At 63.5% G+C, this 17,053-nt stretch carries 18 protein-coding genes; 10 read left to right on the forward strand and 8 right to left on the reverse strand.

Going from position 1 to position 17,053, the window contains the following annotated elements; translation table 11 throughout:
* Positions 1-8 precede the first annotated feature (8 nt).
* The 3 genes from NKI20_RS27790 to hemC all read right to left on the reverse strand — a co-directional run bounded on the left by NKI20_RS27790 (position 9) and on the right by hemC (position 3,266).
* Complete coding sequence (locus NKI20_RS27790; protein ID WP_352836443.1) at positions 9-1,511, reverse strand: mitofilin family membrane protein; 1,503 nt, start codon at positions 1,509-1,511, stop codon at positions 9-11.
* Positions 1,512-1,621: 110 nt separating this feature from the next.
* Positions 1,622-2,338 carry a uroporphyrinogen-III synthase gene (locus tag NKI20_RS27795; RefSeq protein WP_352836446.1) on the reverse strand — a complete coding sequence of 239 codons (717 nt, stop codon included), beginning with the start codon at positions 2,336-2,338 and terminating at the stop codon, positions 1,622-1,624.
* Between the two features lies 1 nt (position 2,339).
* Positions 2,340-3,266 carry a hydroxymethylbilane synthase gene (hemC, locus tag NKI20_RS27800; RefSeq protein WP_352836449.1) on the reverse strand — a complete coding sequence of 309 codons (927 nt, stop codon included), beginning with the start codon at positions 3,264-3,266 and terminating at the stop codon, positions 2,340-2,342.
* A 158-nt stretch (positions 3,267-3,424) separates the two neighbouring features.
* Here hemC and tsaD point away from each other — a divergent pair, with 158 nt between their 5' ends.
* From tsaD to NKI20_RS27830, 6 genes are read left to right on the forward strand one after another with little or no spacing between them, the layout of a single operon-like run.
* Positions 3,425-4,510: a tRNA (adenosine(37)-N6)-threonylcarbamoyltransferase complex transferase subunit TsaD gene (tsaD, locus tag NKI20_RS27805; protein WP_352836476.1), complete on the forward strand. Its 1,086-nt coding sequence runs from the start codon at positions 3,425-3,427 to the stop codon at positions 4,508-4,510.
* On the forward strand, positions 4,507-5,529 hold the full coding sequence (locus tag NKI20_RS27810) for an NAD(P)H-dependent glycerol-3-phosphate dehydrogenase (protein ID WP_352836452.1): 1,023 nt from the start codon (positions 4,507-4,509) through the stop codon (positions 5,527-5,529). The genes tsaD and NKI20_RS27810 overlap by 4 nt, the downstream gene beginning before the upstream one ends.
* Positions 5,530-5,565: 36 nt before the next feature.
* The gene (locus NKI20_RS27815; RefSeq protein WP_352836455.1) at positions 5,566-5,862 is read left to right on the forward strand and encodes a YciI-like protein; all 297 of its coding nucleotides are present in this window, start codon (positions 5,566-5,568) and stop codon (positions 5,860-5,862) included.
* Between the two features lie 41 nt (positions 5,863-5,903).
* A complete protein-coding gene (locus tag NKI20_RS27820; protein ID WP_352836458.1) occupies positions 5,904-6,329 on the forward strand; it encodes an EVE domain-containing protein in 426 nt (141 codons plus the stop codon).
* 53 nt (positions 6,330-6,382) lie between these two features.
* Positions 6,383-6,982, forward strand: a complete 600-nt coding sequence (locus tag NKI20_RS27825) for a class I SAM-dependent methyltransferase (protein WP_352836478.1) — start codon at positions 6,383-6,385, stop codon at positions 6,980-6,982.
* Positions 6,983-7,033: 51 nt separating this feature from the next.
* Positions 7,034-7,450: a DUF1761 domain-containing protein gene (locus NKI20_RS27830; protein WP_352606852.1), complete on the forward strand. Its 417-nt coding sequence runs from the start codon at positions 7,034-7,036 to the stop codon at positions 7,448-7,450.
* 15 nt (positions 7,451-7,465) lie between these two features.
* Here NKI20_RS27830 and gcvA read toward each other — a convergent pair whose 3' ends face one another.
* Positions 7,466-8,386: a transcriptional regulator GcvA gene (gene gcvA / locus NKI20_RS27835; RefSeq protein ID WP_352836461.1), complete on the reverse strand. Its 921-nt coding sequence runs from the start codon at positions 8,384-8,386 to the stop codon at positions 7,466-7,468.
* A gap of 130 nt (positions 8,387-8,516) precedes the next feature.
* Between gcvA and NKI20_RS27840 the strand changes: the two genes are divergently transcribed.
* Positions 8,517-8,777 (forward strand): hypothetical protein, encoded by a 261-nt coding sequence (locus NKI20_RS27840; RefSeq protein ID WP_023760935.1) that lies wholly within the window; start codon positions 8,517-8,519, stop codon positions 8,775-8,777.
* Between the two features lie 52 nt (positions 8,778-8,829).
* Here the strand turns inward: NKI20_RS27840 and NKI20_RS27845 are convergent, their stop codons facing one another.
* On the reverse strand, positions 8,830-9,366 hold the full coding sequence (locus NKI20_RS27845; protein WP_352606938.1) for a L,D-transpeptidase family protein: 537 nt from the start codon (positions 9,364-9,366) through the stop codon (positions 8,830-8,832).
* Between the two features lie 144 nt (positions 9,367-9,510).
* On the opposite strand from NKI20_RS27845, the gene NKI20_RS27850 reads away from it, so the two are divergent.
* From NKI20_RS27850 to NKI20_RS27860, 3 genes are all read left to right on the forward strand, one after another.
* The gene (locus tag NKI20_RS27850; RefSeq protein WP_023760937.1) at positions 9,511-10,194 is read left to right on the forward strand and encodes a response regulator transcription factor; all 684 of its coding nucleotides are present in this window, start codon (positions 9,511-9,513) and stop codon (positions 10,192-10,194) included.
* A gap of 121 nt (positions 10,195-10,315) precedes the next feature.
* Entirely contained in the window at positions 10,316-10,771 is a 456-nt protein-coding gene (locus NKI20_RS27855; protein WP_352836465.1) for a cyclic nucleotide-binding domain-containing protein, read from the forward strand.
* Positions 10,772-10,968: 197 nt separating this feature from the next.
* A complete protein-coding gene (locus NKI20_RS27860) occupies positions 10,969-11,997 on the forward strand; it encodes a glycosyltransferase family 9 protein (RefSeq protein ID WP_352836468.1) in 1,029 nt (342 codons plus the stop codon).
* Positions 11,998-12,134: 137 nt separating this feature from the next.
* Here NKI20_RS27860 and NKI20_RS27865 read toward each other — a convergent pair whose 3' ends face one another.
* From NKI20_RS27865 to NKI20_RS27875, 3 genes are all read right to left on the reverse strand, one after another.
* Positions 12,135-12,941 carry an exodeoxyribonuclease III gene (locus NKI20_RS27865; RefSeq protein WP_352836471.1) on the reverse strand — a complete coding sequence of 269 codons (807 nt, stop codon included), beginning with the start codon at positions 12,939-12,941 and terminating at the stop codon, positions 12,135-12,137.
* A 167-nt stretch (positions 12,942-13,108) separates the two neighbouring features.
* Positions 13,109-13,792: an outer-membrane lipoprotein carrier protein LolA gene (locus tag NKI20_RS27870; protein ID WP_352728849.1), complete on the reverse strand. Its 684-nt coding sequence runs from the start codon at positions 13,790-13,792 to the stop codon at positions 13,109-13,111.
* 150 nt (positions 13,793-13,942) lie between these two features.
* The gene (locus NKI20_RS27875; protein WP_352836473.1) at positions 13,943-16,597 is read right to left on the reverse strand and encodes a DNA translocase FtsK; all 2,655 of its coding nucleotides are present in this window, start codon (positions 16,595-16,597) and stop codon (positions 13,943-13,945) included.
* Between the last annotated feature and the right edge of the window lie 456 nt (positions 16,598-17,053).

A 17,053-nucleotide genomic window follows, 5' to 3' on the forward strand; every position in this document is an offset into this window, starting at 1 on the left:
TGTTGCCCTCATGCCTTCATCGCGCCGGAGATCAGTGCGTCGACCTGCGTTTCGACCTCGATGCGTGCCTTCAGTTTGCCGGCAAAGTCGGCGCCGGCAGCCTTGGCGGCTTGCGGCAGCGTGTCGTATTCACTGAGTGCCTTGGCGTAGTCGCCCTGTTTGACCGCCGCCTCCATACGCGCGACGATTTCGGGCGCACCAGCACCTTCGACAGCGCCGATCGGCCTGACCTTCACCAGCGATTCGGCGCTCGACAAAAGGTTCTGCAGGAAGCCGGCATTCTCATCGACAGGGGTTGCCGCGGCGACCATGGCAGTGGCGGCGGCATCTGTCTGCGATGCGATCTCGGTGCGGGTGGGGACGCCCTTTTCGGCATAGGGGCGCAAGGTCGCAAGCTGCGGCGCATCCGGCGAAATCGCGGCGAGGGTTTCGAGTTCGGCCGCAAACGGCCCGCCACGCTCGAGCGCCGCCTTCAACGCCGACGCGGCGATGGCGAGGGCGATCTTCGGCTGTCCGGCCGTCGCTTCTACCTTGCCGGAAAGTTGCGACACCGACTGCTCCAATGCGGTGAGCCTGCCATCTTGCGCCGCCACCGCCGCGCTGGCCGACTTCACCAGTGTATCGAGGCCGGCCAGTTTTTCGTTGAGCGGGCCGAGATCGACCGGCGCCGTGCCGCCTGCCTTGCCAAGGGCTGCGACCTCCGATTCGATCTGCTTGATCCTGTCGCCGAGTGCGGCGAGCCCGGCAGTGTCGCCTGCTCCGCCGGATTCGACCGCCGATTTCAGCGCCGCGACATCGGCCCTGACCTGCTCCAAGCCTGAAGACAGCCCGACCACTTTGGCTGCTGCATCGCTGTTGCCGCTAGCTTCCTTCAAACCGGCGATTTCGCTCTTCAGCGAAGCGATCTCGCCATTGACGCCCTCGAGCGAGACACCGGCATTGGAGCCCGGCGCGCCGAGCAGGCCCGCAAATTGCAGCCCCCCGGCGCCGAGCAGCGCGATGACGCCACCGATGATACCGGCAGCGATGCCGTTGAAGCCGCTACGCCTTGCCGGGGGCGGTACCATTTCCTCGTCCCGTGCCTCGGTTTTGGCTTTGTTGCCGTCGGTCTGCGTGCGCTTCGCCGATGCGTCCTCGAAATTGTAGTCGAAGGCTTTGGTTTTGCCGGCCGGCGCGTCGGACGATCCGGGATCGTTGGACGATTCGGGACCGTCGAACGATCCGGGATAGGGGAGCTCAGCTTCGCTATCGCCCTTGGCCGCCGCTGGCTGTTCCGATTCGGCCTGGGCGTCGGCATGCTCCCAGGGCTCTAGGTCGATCTGGTCCGCATGCACCGGCTCTTCGGGAACCTCAGCCTGCGAAGCGTTCTCTGCTTCCTCAGCCTTCGCCTCGTCTGTCTGAGCCCTGGCTGCATCCTCGTCGACGACGCGTGAAACGGCGCCTGGCTCCAGATCGATGGTCACCGGCTCGCGGCGGCTTTTCGAGTGTCGCATCTTCGGCGTCTTGACCATGCCTGGCTCCGCACAATTCGCTTCGTCTCAACGCCTTGCGGCGCACGATGGTTCAGAAAGGGGTCTAGCACATCACCAAGCGGTGAAAAGGGGCGGTGTGATGACGCGGCTCAGAGCCGCGCCTGCAAAAGCGCCAGCAGGGCTTCCTCGTCAGGCCGCGCGGCAATGCGGGTTCTTTCGCTGATGGTATCGTCGAGGGCTGCCGCGATGCGCGCGGAAAGTGTGAAAAACCACGCCTTTTCAAACAGCCCTTGCAGAGCGGGCCGGCTGGCCAGCACTTGGATCGCGGCAGCCGCCTTGGCTGAATAAAGCAGCACCGCGTCGACAGGTTGGCCAGACAAACGCTCAAGGATGGCTTCGTCCGAGTAACCCACGGCTGGTGTGTCATAAGTCTCGACAGCGTGGACTTGAACGCCCGCGGCCGCCAGCCTCTGTTCGAATGCCGGAAACCGCACGCGTCCACAGAGATAGACGATGGTCTTCCCTAGGAGATCACCCGCAAGACTGTCGGCAAGCACTTCGGCACTGCCCTGACCTTCGCCGACCCACAAAAACCCCGCTTCGCGCGCGGCTTTCGCCGTTCTTTCGCCAACGGCGTGGCAAGGCAAGGCTGCGAGCGCCGCGATGAGTTCCTTGGGTGCATGGCGCACGGCGTTGGCGCTGGTAATGGCCACGGCGACGGCATCGTCTGGAACCGCTCTGCCCTCGACCGGCAAAGCCACCGTATCGGTCAAGGGCAGCAGAACCGGCTGGAACCCAGCGGCCCGAAGTTGCCGCGCTGTACGCGAGGCGGCAGGTTCCGGTCTCGTCACAAGGACGCGAAGCATTTCAGAGCCAGCCGTCGAAGAACTTTTCACCGGCTTTGGCCCGTACTGTCCGGGCTGCTTCGGCACCGATGCGGGCGGCGTCGTGCGCAGGTCCCTGCAGCTCGACCGTGTGCGACTGCGTGCCGTCGGGCGAGATGATCAGTCCGGCGAACGACAGTTTTCCGGCCTCGATCGTCGCATAACCAGCGATCGGCGTGCGGCAGGAACCGTCGAGCGCCGCCAGGAAGGCGCGTTCGCAGGCCAGCGCCTGACCGGTCGGCACATCATGGATAGCCGCCAGCATCTTTTCGACATCGCGGTCGCCGATACGCGTTTCGATGCAGATCGCGCCTTGCCCCGGCGCCGGCGGGAAGATGTCGAGCGGTATCAGGTCGGTGACGACATGCTCGAGCCCAAGGCGCTTCAGCCCTGCATAAGCCAGGATGGTGCCGGCGGCGACGCCTTCGTCGAGCTTGCGCAGCCGCGTCTGCACGTTGCCGCGGAACATCACCACGTCGAGATCGGGCCGCATGCGGCGGGTCAGCGCCTGCCGCCGCAGCGACGACGAGCCGACTTTCGCTCCCTGCGGCAGTTCGGCGATCGTCTTCGCCGCCTTGCCGACAAAGGCGTCGCGCGCGTCCTCGCGTGGCAGGAAGGCGGACAATTCGAGACCGTCGGGCAGCTGCGTCGGCATGTCCTTCGACGAGTGCACGGCGATGTCGATCCGGCCCGCCAGCAGCGCCTCCTCGATCTCCTTGGTGAACAGGCCCTTGCCACCGGCTTCCGACAGCGGCCGGTCCTGGATGCGGTCGCCGCTGGTCGAGATGACGACAACCTCGAACGCCTCCGCCGGCATGCCGTGCGCGGCCATCAGCCGCGCCTGCGTTTCATGCGCCTGTGCCAGCGCCAGCGGACTGCCGCGTGTTCCGATTCTCAAGGTTGTTTGCATGGCGCGCGGTCCGTGATACCCCCCGGCCTGAGCATTTTGCAGCCAAGTGGAGCCACTTGGCGTCGCAGAAATGCGGCTAAAGTAACCGAGGCCTTTTCCGGCCTTTCTCCTAGCGGGGAAAGGCCTGACAGACAATCTCTTGGGATAGCGACGAATTGATCCGCGTTCTTGGCATAGAGACGAGTTGTGACGAAACCGCAGCCAGCGTCGTGGCGGTAGACGGCGACGCCGCGCCAAAAATCCTGTCCAACATCGTGCTTAGCCAGATCGAGGAACATGCCGCATTCGGCGGCGTCGTGCCGGAGATCGCGGCCCGCGCCCATGTCGAGGCGCTGGACGGCATCATCGAGGCGGCCCTTGCCGATTCGGGCGTCGCGCTCGCTGACATCGATGCGATCGCCGCGACCGCCGGTCCTGGCCTGGTCGGCGGGCTGATCGTCGGGCTGATGACGGCCAAGGCGATCGCCGCGGCGGCCAACAAGCCGCTGATCGCCATCAACCATCTCGAAGGTCATGCCTTGACGGCACGGCTAACCGACGGGCTCGATTTTCCCTATCTGCTGCTGCTGGTCTCCGGCGGCCATACGCAGATTCTCGCCGTGCGTGGCGTCAGTGACTATCAGCGCTGGGCAACCACCATCGACGACGCGCTCGGCGAGGCCTTCGACAAGACGGCCAAGATGCTCGGCCTGCCCTATCCCGGCGGACCGAATGTCGAGACGGCGGCACAGGCCGGCAATGCCTCACGCTTTGTCTTTCCGCGTCCGATGAAGGGCTCGGCACAGCCCGATTTCTCCTTCTCCGGATTGAAGACCGCCGTGCGCCAGGCGGCGACGGCGATTGAGCCCTTGAGCGACCAGGATGTCGCCGACATCTGTGCCTCGTTCCAGGCGGCGGTCGCCGATGCGCTGGCCGACCGCGTTTCTCGCGCGTTGGCCCGCTTTCGAGAAACATTTCCCGCCACCAAGACTCCGGCGCTGGTCGTTGCCGGCGGCGTCGCCGCCAACCGTACTATCAAGGCGATGCTTGAGCGGCTCTGCGCCGAATCCGGCTTCACCTTCATTGCGCCGCCGCTAAAGCTTTGCACCGACAATGCGGCGATGATCGCCTGGGCTGGCATCGAGCGGCTGCGCCAAGGCATGGCGCAGGACAACGGCTTCGATTTCGTGCCGCGCTCGCGCTGGCCGCTGGACAGCATCTCGACCCCGATGGTCGGCTCCGGCCGGCGCGGAGCCAAGGCATGAACGAGGGGGCAATGAGCCGCAACGACACAGCGCCAACCGGCTGGCGCGTTGCCGTGCTCGGCGGCGGGGCCTGGGGCACTGCCTTGGCGCTGGCCATGCTGCGCGCCGGCCATTTCGTCCGCCTTTACGCGCGCGACCCGGAGACCGTCGCCGCGATCGACCGCGGCGAAAATCCACGCTATCTGCCGGGCATTACGCTCCAGGCCGGCATCGTGGCGACGAGCAATATCCAAGCCGCGCTCGACGGCGCCGATTGCGTGCTGGCGGTGACACCGGCGCAGTCGCTGCGGGCTACGCTGGCGGCAGCGAAGGACCATATGCCGGCCGGCATCCCGCTCGTTCTCTGCGCCAAGGGCATCGAGCGCGATACCGGTGCCTTGCTGTCGGCAATCGTCGAAGAAATCCTGCCGCAAAATCCGGTCGCGGCTCTGTCGGGTCCAAGCTTCGCCACCGATGTCGCCCGCGGCCTGCCGACGGCCGTGGTCGTCGCCGCCCGCGATGAGGCTCTCGCCGCCGATCTCGCCGCCCGCTTTTCAGCCGAGAACCTGCGCTGTTATTCGAACGACGACCTGATCGGCGTCGAAATCGGCGGCGCTTTGAAGAACGTCTTTGCCATCGCCGCAGGCGCCGTCACCGGCGCCGGGCTCGGCGCCAGCGCCCAGGCCGCCATGGTGACGCGCGGCTTTGTCGAACTGCGCCGCATAGGTGCCGCCTTCGGCGCCAGGCCCGAAACCTTGATGGGGCTTTCCGGCCTTGGCGACCTGCTGCTCACCTGCTCGTCCACCCAGTCGCGCAATTTCGCCTATGGGCTGGCGCTCGGGCAAGGCAAGCCTCTTGCCGGATTGCCGCTGGCCGAAGGCGTGCCGACGGCGGCGATCGCTGCCCGCATTGCCATGGAGCATAATATCGATGCCCCGATCATTGCCGCGGTCGCTGCCATTCTGGACGGCGCTATCACCATCCGGCAGGCTGTGACGGCCTTGATGACCCGGCCGCTGAAGACCGAAACCAACGATTGATCCCACGACATCGATCCAACGACCAGGAGAGAGACCATGCTGTTTGCTGTGATTTGCAAGGACAAGCCGGGAAGCCTGCAAGTGCGCCTTGACACCCGGCCCGAGCACATCGCCTTCCTCGAAGAACTGAACGGCGACAAGAAACTGGCTTTCGCCGGTCCGTTCCTTGACCCCGAAGGCAAGCCCAACGGCAGCCTCGTCGTCGTCGAGGCACCCGACATGGCGGGTGCACAGGCCCTGTCGGCCGCCGACCCCTACGCCAAGGCCGGGCTGTTCGAGAGCGTCGAAATCCGCCCATGGAACTGGACGTTCAACAAGCCGGCGGCTAGTTAATTCCGGTCGTAGGCGGTGACCCGCGAGGAGGAGCAAAAGAAATGAACTACTGGCTGTTCAAATCCGAACCCTCGGTCTTCTCCTTCGAGGCGTTGAAAGCCAAGGGCAAGGCCGGCACGCAATGGGACGGCGTGCGCAACTACGCCGCACGCAACAACATGAAGGCGATGCAGATCGGCGATCTCGGCTTCTTCTATCATTCCAACGAGGGGCTGAACGTGGTCGGCATCGCCGAGGTCTGCGCGCTGGCCCATCCCGACACCACGACCGACGACCCGCGCTGGGAGTGCGTCGATATCCGCGCCGTCAGGGATGTGCCGAACCCGCCGACGCTGGAAGACGTCAAGGCCAATCCAAAGCTTGCCGACATGGCTCTGGTGCGGCTCGGGCGGCTTTCCGTGCAGCCGGTGACGCCGGCCGAATGGAAGGAAGTCTGCCGCATGGGCGGCTTGATGCCGGCTCCGTGACGGCGCTGACGCCGAACAGCGCCAAACAATTCATCCTCGACAACACGGCGCTGATGGCGCCGCCGCACGTGCCGGAAATCCTGCTTCATCTTGCTGACGAAGCGCATGATTTGTGGCAGCGGACCGAGGACGAGTTGGTCGAGATCGGCCTGCCGCCGCCCTTCTGGGCCTTTGCCTGGGCCGGCGGCCAGGGCCTTGCTCGCTACATCCTGGACAATCCCGGCACCGTGCGGGGCAAGCGCGTCCTCGACTTCGCCTGCGGCTGCGGCCTTGTCGCCATCGCCGCCGCCAAGGCCGGCGCTGCCAAGGTGATCGCAACCGACATCGATCCGTTCTGCGCGACCGCGATTTGTCTCAATGGCGAAGCCAACGACGCCGGAATCGAATTCCTCGGCACGGATTGCATCGGCACCGATGCGGGATGGGACATGATCCTGGCCGGCGACGTTTTCTACGACAGATCATTCGCCGACCGGCTGATGCCGTGGTTCTCAACCCTAGTGGCGCGCGGCGCGGAGATTCTTGTCGGCGACCCCGGCCGGTCGTATATGCCGAAGTCCGGGCTGGAACCCCTTGCGGTCTATGAAGTGGCCGTCACACGGGCTCTGGAGGATACGCTGGTCAAGCGCACGACGGTCTGGCGCTTTGCTTGACGCCATCGCCGAACAGGCGTTCCATCATATCCGCATCTGGAGGGGGGACTCATGGATTTTTCAGCCGTGAACTGGCTGGCGGTGATCGCCGCCGCAATCGTGGCATGGCTGTTCGGCGCCGCCTGGTACATGGGCCTGAGCAAGCCATGGCTGAAAGCCGCCAAACTTGATCCGACCACGATGAAAAAATCGCCTCTGCCCTTCGTGATCAGCTTCATCGCCGAACTGGTCATGGCGTACATATTGGCGCTTGTCGTCGGCGCGATAACGGGCGGCGAGCCGACATTGCTCGCCGGGCTGATCTTCGGCTTCGTGCTTTGGCTGGGCTTTGTCGCCACAACGCTCTCGGTCAACCATCGCTACGAGAATTTCGGCTGGGATCTGACCCTCATCGACGGCGGCCATTGGCTCGGCGTGTTGCTGATCATCGGCGCCGTGATCGGCTGGTTCGGCGCCGCGGCAGCTTGACAGCCTGCCGCAATCTCAGGTCCGCGTCTTGGCGACTTCCTCGAGAATCCAATCGCGAAAGGCGACGATACGCGGATCGTCAGCGGTACTCTCGGGATAGACCAGGAAATACGCGAACTCGGGCGCTACCCGCAGGCCGAGTTCAAAAGGTTGCACCAGCCTTCCCTGGGAAAGGTCGTTCGCCACCATGGCGAAATCGGCGAGCGCGACGGCATTGCCGTCGAGCGCCGCCTGGACGGCATCTGTAGAGTTTTTGAACACGACAGTTCGGCTGTCGTCGAAATCGTTGACACCGGCGGCCGCCATCCACATCCGCCAGTTCGGCCATGTCACGCCTTGTCGCGACCACTCGATATGGGCAAGCGTGTGGTTGAAAAGATCGCGCGGCTCGCGCAGCGGCGGACCGGAGGTCAACAGGCTCGGGCTGCACACCGGAATGAGGATGTTGTCGAACAGCCGGTGGGCGCGAAGTCCCGGGTATTTGCCGGCACCAAAGCGGATGCCGACATCGATGTCATCAAGTTCGAAATCCCGCAGTTCATAGGCGATGTCGAATCTCAGCTCGATATGGGGCTGATGCTTGCGAAAATGGTCGACGCGACGCATCAGCCATTTTGACGCGAACTGTGCGTCGAGCGTCACCTTCAAAAGGGCCGTACCGCGCGTCAGCTTATGCGCCCGCGAAACGGCCCGGCCTAGCAGGTCGAGCGCGTCAGTGGAGGCCCCGAACAGCACAGCGCCCGCCTCGGTCAGCCGGATGGTGCGGCTGGTGCGTGTAAAGAGCACCAGTCCGAGCTGATCTTCGATTTCCTTGATCTGGTGGCTGACGGCGGCTGGCGTCAGGCCCAGCTCATCGGCGGCGCGGGTGAAATTAAGGTGCCGGGCCGCTGCTTCCAGCGTCCTCAAGGCGCGAGTTCCGGGCAGCAGGCGGGCCATCTTATCCTCAAAGAAAACTTGATGATCCAGAGAAAACTACTCGTTTCTCACAGTAATTTCAATATGCCATGATCCAGCCATCGAAGCATTATCAAGCCGGACTTGATGTCCGGAGAGAACGGATCACCCCATGTCCATCATCGCTTTGAATTCATCGACACGCCGTCCGGCCTGGCTGACGGAGGCCCTTGACTGGCTGCGCCATGCCCGGGTCGCGATCAATCTCCCGCACCAGAACGTCGAAGACCTGTCGGATCGGCAGCTGCGCGACGTCGGCGCCAGGCGCAAGGACGTTGCACGCGCCATGGACCGCGAAATGGGCCGCCTCGGCCTTCTCGACATCGGCTGGCAAAGGAATAAGGAGACAGGCAGTAAAGGAATAGGGGGCTAAAGCGCGCCGACGCGCATCCACTCCCAACTCCCTACTCCCTACTCCCTACTCCCTACCTCACCACCCTCACCACCGTCCGATCCGACAGCAGCGGCAAAAGCCGCGCCATGGTTCGCGCCGTCACTGCCACGCAGCCTTGCGTCGGCGTGAAGCCGGGGCGCGCCAGGTGGAAGAAGATAGCGCTGCCGCGGCCGCGCCGGCGTGGCGCCACGTTCCAGTCGAGCACCAGGCAGGCATCGTAGAGCCGGTCGTCGCGCCGCATGCGTTCGTGGCTGGCACCATAGGGGATCTTGACCGGCCTGTTGTAATTGCGGTCGTCAGGCACTTCGCACCAGCCCAGATCAGGCCCGATCGGCGTCATCGTCAGACGGGTCTTGCGGCCGTTGGAGAACTGATCTCCTCGGAAATATCCCGACAGGATCCGCATCGAGGCCAGCGGCGTGGCGCCGTCGCCTTCGCGCTTGTCGGCCGAGATACCGCCGCCCCCCAGCGCGCACGCAAACACCGTTTTGCCAGCCTGCAGCAGGCCCTGGCTTGGATGGCCGGGCCTGGCCCGCACGGTCAGCACGCGCAGCCCTTTTCGCAAAATTGCGCCGGCTGCATTGCGATCGTGTTTTTTCTTGTATGATCGTGCCACGGAACAAATCACTGTGATCGGCTGTTGTGCCGGTCAGCTTCCGCATAAACAGGCAGCGGTCAACTGAATTTTCTTTTCAAAACAACGGATTGATCCATGACTTCACGCACCATTCTAATCGTCGATGACGATGACGACCTGCGCGGCACCCTGGTCGAGCAATTGTCCCTTTACGAGGAATTCGACGTGCTGCAGGAATCGACTGCGGCAAAAGGTGTCGCGACTGCGCGCGGCGGCCTCATCGATCTGCTCATCATGGATGTCGGGCTGCCCGACATGGATGGCCGCGAAGCGGTAAAGATCCTGCGCAAGGGCGGCTACAAGGCGCCCATCATCATGCTCACCGGCCACGACACCGATTCGGACACGATCCTTGGCCTCGAAGCCGGCGCCAACGACTATGTGACGAAGCCGTTCCGTTTCGCTGTGCTGCTCGCGCGCATTCGCGCGCAATTGCGCCAGCATGAGCAGAGCGAGGACGCCACTTTCTCGGTTGGGCCTTACACCTTCAAGCCCAGCCAGAAACTGCTGATCGATCCGCGCGGCGGCAAGGTACGGCTGACGGAAAAGGAGGCCTCGATCATCAAATATCTCTATCGCGCCGACCAGAAGGTGGTGACGCGCGACGTGCTGCTCGAGGAAGTGTGGGGCTACAATTCCGGCGTCACCACGCACACGCTGGAAACTCATGTCTACCGGCTACGCCAGAAGATCGAGCGCGATCCTTCCAATGCGGAAATTCTTGTGACAGAAAGCGGTGGCTACAAGCTGGTTCCTTAAACATTTCATTATCCAATGAGCGGTCTGGGCGGGACTGCTGTCGGGTGCGATCCTGTCGGAGGGGGATTCAGGATCGACTCGTGAAGGAGGGATTGGACTGACCGTTCGGGGACACAGCTAGATGGCGCTGGATGACGACATCCGCATCCTGTCCGCCGTGAGGCTCTTCGAGGGCTTCACGCAGGAACAATTGCGCCTGCTCGCCTTTGGCGCCGAGAACACCAGGCTGCTCGCCAACCACAAGCTTTACCGCGAGGACGACGAGGCCGATTCGGCCTATATCGTGGTCAGCGGGCGTATCGTGCTCTATCGGGAGCAGGATGGCGAACGCATCCCGATTGGCACCGTCGGCCCCGGCACGATCCTGAGCGAACTGGCCTTGATCGCCGACACCAATCGGCTGACCAGCGCATCGGCCGAAATCGATTCCGAAGTGATCCGGCTCAGCCGCAAGATGTTCCGCCGTATCCTGGAGGAATATCCCGAAGTGGCGGTGCAGTTGCACCAGCGCATCCTGGAGGATTTCCAGGCGATGATCCGCCGCATCGAAGAGCTGGCGCCACGCTTCACCGGGTGAGTTGGAGGCGCAGATATACGGGCTGACCGTATCTGAGGGTTCCGTTGACAGGCAACAGGTGAAATCCTACAGAACCCCTCGAAGGCGGGCGGCCTAACAGGCACCGCCACCACCAGGCTCCTGGGGAGCGAGGCATGCTGCTAGCTCGGTATGAGACGATCATCCTGTATGCCCGCAACGACGCGTTCGGCGACGGATTGATCCGGATTCCGGCTTTGCGCGCCGCCAGAACCGCGTTCCCCGATAGTTTTATCGTCTACGGAACCACCGGCTCGTCGTCCCTTGAACATGTCCTCGATCGCCATGCCGGCCACTTGGTCGATGCGATCAATGTACGGACGCCTCTGGCGCATCTGGTCGCCAGCCACCGCAAGGGTCCGGGGAGATTGGCCGTTGTCGATTTTCGCATCTCGGCGCGTTGGCTGCTCCAGGCCTCGGCGTCGCTGCTCGGCCGCGGGATCGCCTATGAAGCGAACTTTCCGGGTTTCGCACTTTCCTGGCGTCCTGGCCAAAGGCCCGAAGCGCGCCCCGAGCACAATGCATGGCGTTACCACCGCCTCATCGAGCGTCTTGCGGATAAACGGTTGCCTTTCGACCATCGGCTGGAGCCCACCCCGGCCGCACGGGCAGCGGCCAGGAGCCTGGTGGACGGCAAGCATGCTCCCTTGATCGTTGTCGCGGCGCATGGCGACGGCGGCAAACGTATGACAGCGGATCAGGTTGTCGCGATCTCCGACAGCTTGATCGCCGACGGGGCAAATCTTCTCTATGTGAAAACCCCGGGTGACGGCCCTGATATGGCTGAACTGGCTCAACGCGTGCCGAAGCTGCGGCTTGTCGATTCCAGCACGGTCGAGGGTGTCGATGTCAGCGATGTTCTGCTGGCGCTCGGAGAGTTTGCCGATCTTTACATTGGCGCCGAAGGCGGTATCGCACATCTCATGGCGACCGTGATGACGCCGATGGTTATCGTCAGTGGCGGCGCCAATATGGCCCGTTGGAGGCCGCTTTCCAATTGCGTGGACGTGATCGAGTCCCAGCATGCGAGTCCATCCGGCTTGGTCGCCAATGTCCCGGCGCCGAAAATCATCGAGGCGGCCCAGCGGATGCTGGCGACGCGCCACCGCGACCACCCCTACCTGCTGGATCACGCGGCAGGCGTATCAGCGCCGCAATTTCGGGACAACGACACGCGCAAGGACAAAGACTTGAAGCGCGTCGTTTGAATCCGTCTGGCGCGCTTTGGGGTGTGTTTGAGATTCAGATCAGGCCGCGTCGAAAAAGGCGGGTTCCGAGTGAAAGCACCGGTAGTATAGGAGGCCGTCATTTGCAGTCCGGCGGCCTCACTTGAATATAGACACACTTAATCCAGATCGAACCGCGCGATGACAGGCACATGGTCCGACGGGCGCTCCCAGCCGCGCGCCAGGCGCAGGATCTCGTAGCCGGAAAAGCTGGGCACCAGATTTGGCGACGACCAGACATGGTCGAGCCGGCGGCCACGGTTAGACGCTTCCCAATCCTGCGCTCGGTAGCTCCACCAGGTGTAGAGCTTCTGCTCGGGCGGCACGTTGAGCCGCATCAGGTCGGTCCAGTTGCCGGCGAGGCGCATCGCTTCGAAATTTTCCGTCTCGACCGGCGTGTGGCTGACGACGTTGAGCAGTTGCTTGTGCGACCAGACGTCGTGTTCGAGCGGCGCTATGTTGAGGTCGCCGACCAGTACAGAGCCGGACACCTCGTCATGTTCTGCCCGGATGGCATTCATCTCGGCGACGAAATCGAGCTTGTGCTTGAACTTCCTGTTGATGATGGGATCCGGTTCGTCGCCGCCCGCCGGAACGTAGAAATTGTGCAGCAGGATCGCCTTGCCGCCGGCCCGCACCGTCACCGAGAGGTGCCGGCTGTCCTCGATTTCGCAGAAACGCCGCTTCTCGACCACCTCGATCGGCCGCCGCGCCACCGTCGCGACGCCGTGATATCCCTTCTGGCCATGGAAGGCGATGTGCTCGTAGCCGAGCTTGCGGAAGGCTTTTTCGGGAAACAGCTCGTCCGGAACCTTGGTTTCCTGCAGGCAGAGCACGTCAGGCGCATGCTCGACGAGCAGGCGTTCGACGATCGGCATGCGCAGCCGAACGGAGTTGATGTTCCAGGTGGCGATGGAGAAGGGCATTGGCAATCCAGGACAGCGTGCAACCGGCCAGAACCGAAGGGTCCCGGCGGGGAAGACGCCTTTTGACGGAGTCAGCCCGGGAAATTGCCAGCCGCGGGCGGCAAAGACAAGCCGGGCAACGCCCGACGAGGCGCGGCCCGCTGCTTTCCACAGCTATAACGACAGGCTTAGCGCGGCCTGTTGGTGTTGAGCTCGCGGTTCGCCGTGTAGTCGATGGCAAAAGTGTCAGGCGCGAAGCTGACGCCTTCCTTGGTGTTGAAGATCATCACCGTCGTATCCTTGCCCTGCGCGTCGGTGATCGTCCACTGTCGCAGATCGAAGGTTTTCGGATCGAACATCATGGTGATCTTCGAATTGCCGAACACCGATTTGTCGGCGAGCTGGATGGTGGTGAGGTCATCCTCCTGCTTGACGCTTTTGACCCGGTCGCCGGAGAGGTCGATCCTGTCGTCGAGCAGCAGCTTCAAAGGCGTCTTCGACAGCGGATAGAGATCTGACGTGTTGAGCTTCTTGTTCAGGATGACCACCGACTTGCCGTCTGAAATCACCCGGAAGTTTGAAGAGCCATCATAGTTGAAGCGGATCTTGCCCGGCCGTTCGAGGAAGAACTTGCCGCCGGTCTGCTCGCCCTTGGGGCCGAACTGCACGAATTCTCCGCTCATCGATTTGACCGAGGAAAAATGGTCGGCGATCTTCTGTGCCGCGGCCGGCACGGCCGCCTGCGCCGAGGCCAGCACCTGGAAGCCGGGCACCGCGTTGAAGGCTGCCGCCCCTGCAATCGCCAGGCCGAGGCCTAGCAACTGACGCCGTGAGGGAGCAACTTTGCCGGGCACTGAAGGATCATTTTTCATGTCGGTCACTCTCATCTGATTCCTGAGTTGTTCTGTGCTTGGACCGCCAGTTGGGCCGAAATTTGGCGGGTCAGGCGTCCCTCAGCCGCTTCAACGCCTTGAAACGTTCAAGGTTGCCGGACCGGCTGTGACAAGGGTCAGGCCTTCTCGTCAGAACTTGTCGTCTTCGGTCGGCACCAGGATCTCGCGCTTGCCGGCATGGTTGGCCGGGCCGACGATGCCCTCCTTCTCCATCTTCTCGATGATCGAGGCGGCGCGGTTGTAGCCGATGCCCAGCCGGCGCTGGATATAGCTGGTCGAGGCCTTGCCGTCGCGCAGCACAACGGAAACCGCCTGATCGTAAGGATCGTCGGAATCCTCGAAATTGCCGTTGCCGCCACCACCGCCTGAACCACCCTTGCCGGACGGCTCGTCGTCGTCCTCGCCGTCGTCCTCGGTGATGGCGTCGAGATATTCCGGCACGCCCTGCAGCTTCAGATGCGCGACGATCTTCTCGACCTCTTCGTCGGCGACGAACGGGCCGTGCACGCGCTGGATACGGCCGCCGCCGGCCATGTAGAGCATGTCGCCCATGCCGAGCAGTTGCTCGGCGCCTTGTTCGCCCAGGATGGTGCGGCTGTCGATCTTCGACGTCACCTGGAAGGAGATGCGGGTCGGGAAATTGGCCTTGATGGTGCCGGTGATGACGTCGACCGACGGACGCTGCGTTGCCATGATGACATGGATGCCCGCGGCGCGCGCCATCTGCGCCAGGCGCTGCACGGCACCCTCGATGTCCTTGCCGGCGACCATCATCAGGTCGGCCATCTCGTCGATGATGACGACGATATAGGGCATCGGTTCGAGATCGAGATTCTCGGTCTCGTAGATCGCCTCGCCGGTCTGGCGGTCGAAGCCGGTCTGCACGGTGCGCGAGATCTTTTCGCCCTTCTTGTCCGCCTGGCTGACGCGGGCATTGAAACCGTCGATGTTGCGCACGCCGACCTTGGACATCTTGCGGTAGCGGTCCTCCATCTCGCGCACGGTCCATTTCAGCGCCACCACAGCCTTTTTCGGATCGGTGACGACCGGCGTCAGAAGATGCGGGATGCCGTCATAGACCGAGAGTTCCAGCATCTTCGGATCGATCATGATCAGCCGGCAATCCTGCGGCGTCAGCCGGTAGAGCAGCGACAGGATCATGGTGTTGATGGCGACCGATTTGCCAGAGCCGGTGGTGCCGGCGACCAGCACGTGCGGCATCTTGGCGATGTCGACGATGACCGCTTCGCCATTGATGGTCTTGCCCAGCGCCAGCGCCAGCTTGGCTTTCGTCGTCTCGAAATCACGGCTGGCTAGAATCTCCCTGAGATAGACGGTCTCGCGCTTGGCGTTCGGCAGTTCGATGCCGATGGCATTGCGGCCGGGCACCACGGCGACGCGGCAGGCGATGGCGCTCATCGAGCGGGCAATGTCGTCGGACAGGCCGATAACCCGCGACGATTTGATGCCAGGCGCCGGTTCGAGTTCATAGAGAGTGACCACCGGACCGGGACGGACGGCGATGATCTCGCCCTTGACGCCGAAATCCTCCAGCACGCCTTCGAGCAGGCGCGCATTCTGCTCCAGCGCGTCCTTGGACAGGCTGGCGTCGCGCACCACGTTCTTCGGTTCCGACAGGAAGTGCAGCGACGGCATTTCGAATTTGTCCGAGCCGATCAACGATGTCTGCGCCTCCCGCTGGACACGGGCGCCGGGAGCCGGACGCGGTGCCGGTGCCTCGACGCGGGTGGCGGCATCGGAGCGGAACGGCTGGACCTTGGTGGTGCCGCGCCTGATGGGCTCCTGTTCCGGCTCGAAATCCAGATCGTCGTCGGCTTCGAAAATATCGGCATCGTCGGGGTCGAGCGAGACGCTGCGGTCATTGACCATGGCGGCGAAGAATTCGGGCTCGACGCGGGCGCGGCCAGCCTGGCTCATCCGCGTTTCAGCGAACTCAGCCGATTCGACCCGTTCGGCGGCGCGCCGCCAGGCGGTGGAGCGCTGTTCCATCTCCGGCTCGTACTCGTCACGCTCCTGCCTTCGGCGCGCGGCGCGGCGGTGCATCCACGCGCGGAACGAGAGCCACCAATGAGTAATTGCCCCGAGCGCCAGGATACCCTCGTCGCCTTCGTCCTCATCATTGTCGAACAAAAGGTCGTCCTCGCGCGGATCTGTAGCGGGCTCGTCCTCCATGACGGCAAATCCGTTCTTGCGTCCGATCAGCGCCGACCCATGGGCAAAGAGCCACAGCGCGGGCGCGGCCAACAGGATGGCGATGATGCTGGCGATAAGCCCGGTCGGATAGCCGCCGATGACGACGCTTGGGATCTTCAGCACCATGTCGCCAAACACGCCGCCGAGGCCGGTAGGGAGCGGCCAGGTCTTGGGCGGTACCACACAACCGGCCATTGCCGCGGCCAACAGCGCGAAGCCGAACCAGGACAGCCCTCGCTTGGGCAGCCTGTCGATGCCGCGCGCGGAAAACAGCAGGAACCCCCAGATCACCGTCGGAACCAGCGCTGCGACGGCGGCGAGGCCGAAGAACTGCATAGCCAGATCGGAGAACACGGCACCCGCATAGCCCATGGCGTTGGTGACGGTGTTGTTCGTCGCGTGGGAGAAGCTCGGATCGGCGACGTTCCAGGTGGCAAGGCTGGCGACCCCGAAGGCGGTGAGCGCGAACAGCCCAGCGCCGACCAGCCGCCCGACCTGACGCCGCGCGAAGGCTTGGATGCCGTGCCCCGTATCGGCCAGCGCGAGCGGTGCTGAAGCCCCTGAACGCATGCTCTTCCCCGTCTGTCATGGACTCGCCAGGTGCGTGGCGCACTCCGGCAGATTCGGGTCTCAGACTATCGGTGGGAAGGTTAAAGGCGCATTAACTATAAGGGGTTGAGGTGATCAAACCTCGTTACCACCGGTTGAGCCGCTTGGAATACATGCAGCAGTGCCTTTGAGGCGCTGGCAAACACCATGATGGACGACGGAGCTGGCAGATAGACCTGCCGCGGAACGAGACAATAGCGGGCCTGCGTGCCCGCCATTGTCCGTTTTTGGCAACAAAAGATCGGGCTGGGGCCCGGCAGGTCAGTTGGCGCCACCGAGCGCCTGCAGGTTTGCGCAGAATTCGGCGTACGGCTTGCTCATCGCCGCATCCTGCATCGGGTAGGGAGGCGCTTCGCAGCGCCCCCCTCCCACACCACCGTACGAGCGGTTCCGCATACGGCGGTTCATGCAGTTTGG

The organism is Mesorhizobium sp. M0830, assembly GCF_040319965.1.
Taxonomy (GTDB): Bacteria; Pseudomonadota; Alphaproteobacteria; order Rhizobiales; family Rhizobiaceae; genus Mesorhizobium.

What these genes read in the sequence shown, in the direction of transcription:
- NKI20_RS27795 (WP_352836446.1), bottom strand. Translation starts at nt 2,338, where the DNA reads ATGCTTCGCGTCCTTGTGACGAGACCGGAACCTGCCGCCTCGCGTACA.
- gcvA (WP_352836461.1), bottom strand. Translation starts at nt 8,386, where the DNA reads ATGGCCCGCCTGCTGCCCGGAACTCGCGCCTTGAGGACGCTGGAAGCA.
- NKI20_RS27875 (WP_352836473.1), bottom strand. Translation starts at nt 16,597, where the DNA reads ATGCGTTCAGGGGCTTCAGCACCGCTCGCGCTGGCCGATACGGGGCAC.
- NKI20_RS27830 (WP_352606852.1), top strand. Translation starts at nt 7,034, where the DNA reads ATGGATTTTTCAGCCGTGAACTGGCTGGCGGTGATCGCCGCCGCAATC.
- hemC (WP_352836449.1), bottom strand. Translation starts at nt 3,266, where the DNA reads ATGCAAACAACCTTGAGAATCGGAACACGCGGCAGTCCGCTGGCGCTG.
- NKI20_RS27870 (WP_352728849.1), bottom strand. Translation starts at nt 13,792, where the DNA reads ATGAAAAATGATCCTTCAGTGCCCGGCAAAGTTGCTCCCTCACGGCGT.
- NKI20_RS27820 (WP_352836458.1), top strand. Translation starts at nt 5,904, where the DNA reads ATGAACTACTGGCTGTTCAAATCCGAACCCTCGGTCTTCTCCTTCGAG.
- NKI20_RS27825 (WP_352836478.1), top strand. Translation starts at nt 6,383, where the DNA reads ATGGCGCCGCCGCACGTGCCGGAAATCCTGCTTCATCTTGCTGACGAA.
- NKI20_RS27810 (WP_352836452.1), top strand. Translation starts at nt 4,507, where the DNA reads ATGAACGAGGGGGCAATGAGCCGCAACGACACAGCGCCAACCGGCTGG.
- NKI20_RS27840 (WP_023760935.1), top strand. Translation starts at nt 8,517, where the DNA reads ATGTCCATCATCGCTTTGAATTCATCGACACGCCGTCCGGCCTGGCTG.
- NKI20_RS27850 (WP_023760937.1), top strand. Translation starts at nt 9,511, where the DNA reads ATGACTTCACGCACCATTCTAATCGTCGATGACGATGACGACCTGCGC.
- NKI20_RS27790 (WP_352836443.1), bottom strand. Translation starts at nt 1,511, where the DNA reads ATGGTCAAGACGCCGAAGATGCGACACTCGAAAAGCCGCCGCGAGCCG.
- NKI20_RS27855 (WP_352836465.1), top strand. Translation starts at nt 10,316, where the DNA reads ATGGCGCTGGATGACGACATCCGCATCCTGTCCGCCGTGAGGCTCTTC.
- NKI20_RS27815 (WP_352836455.1), top strand. Translation starts at nt 5,566, where the DNA reads ATGCTGTTTGCTGTGATTTGCAAGGACAAGCCGGGAAGCCTGCAAGTG.
- NKI20_RS27865 (WP_352836471.1), bottom strand. Translation starts at nt 12,941, where the DNA reads ATGCCCTTCTCCATCGCCACCTGGAACATCAACTCCGTTCGGCTGCGC.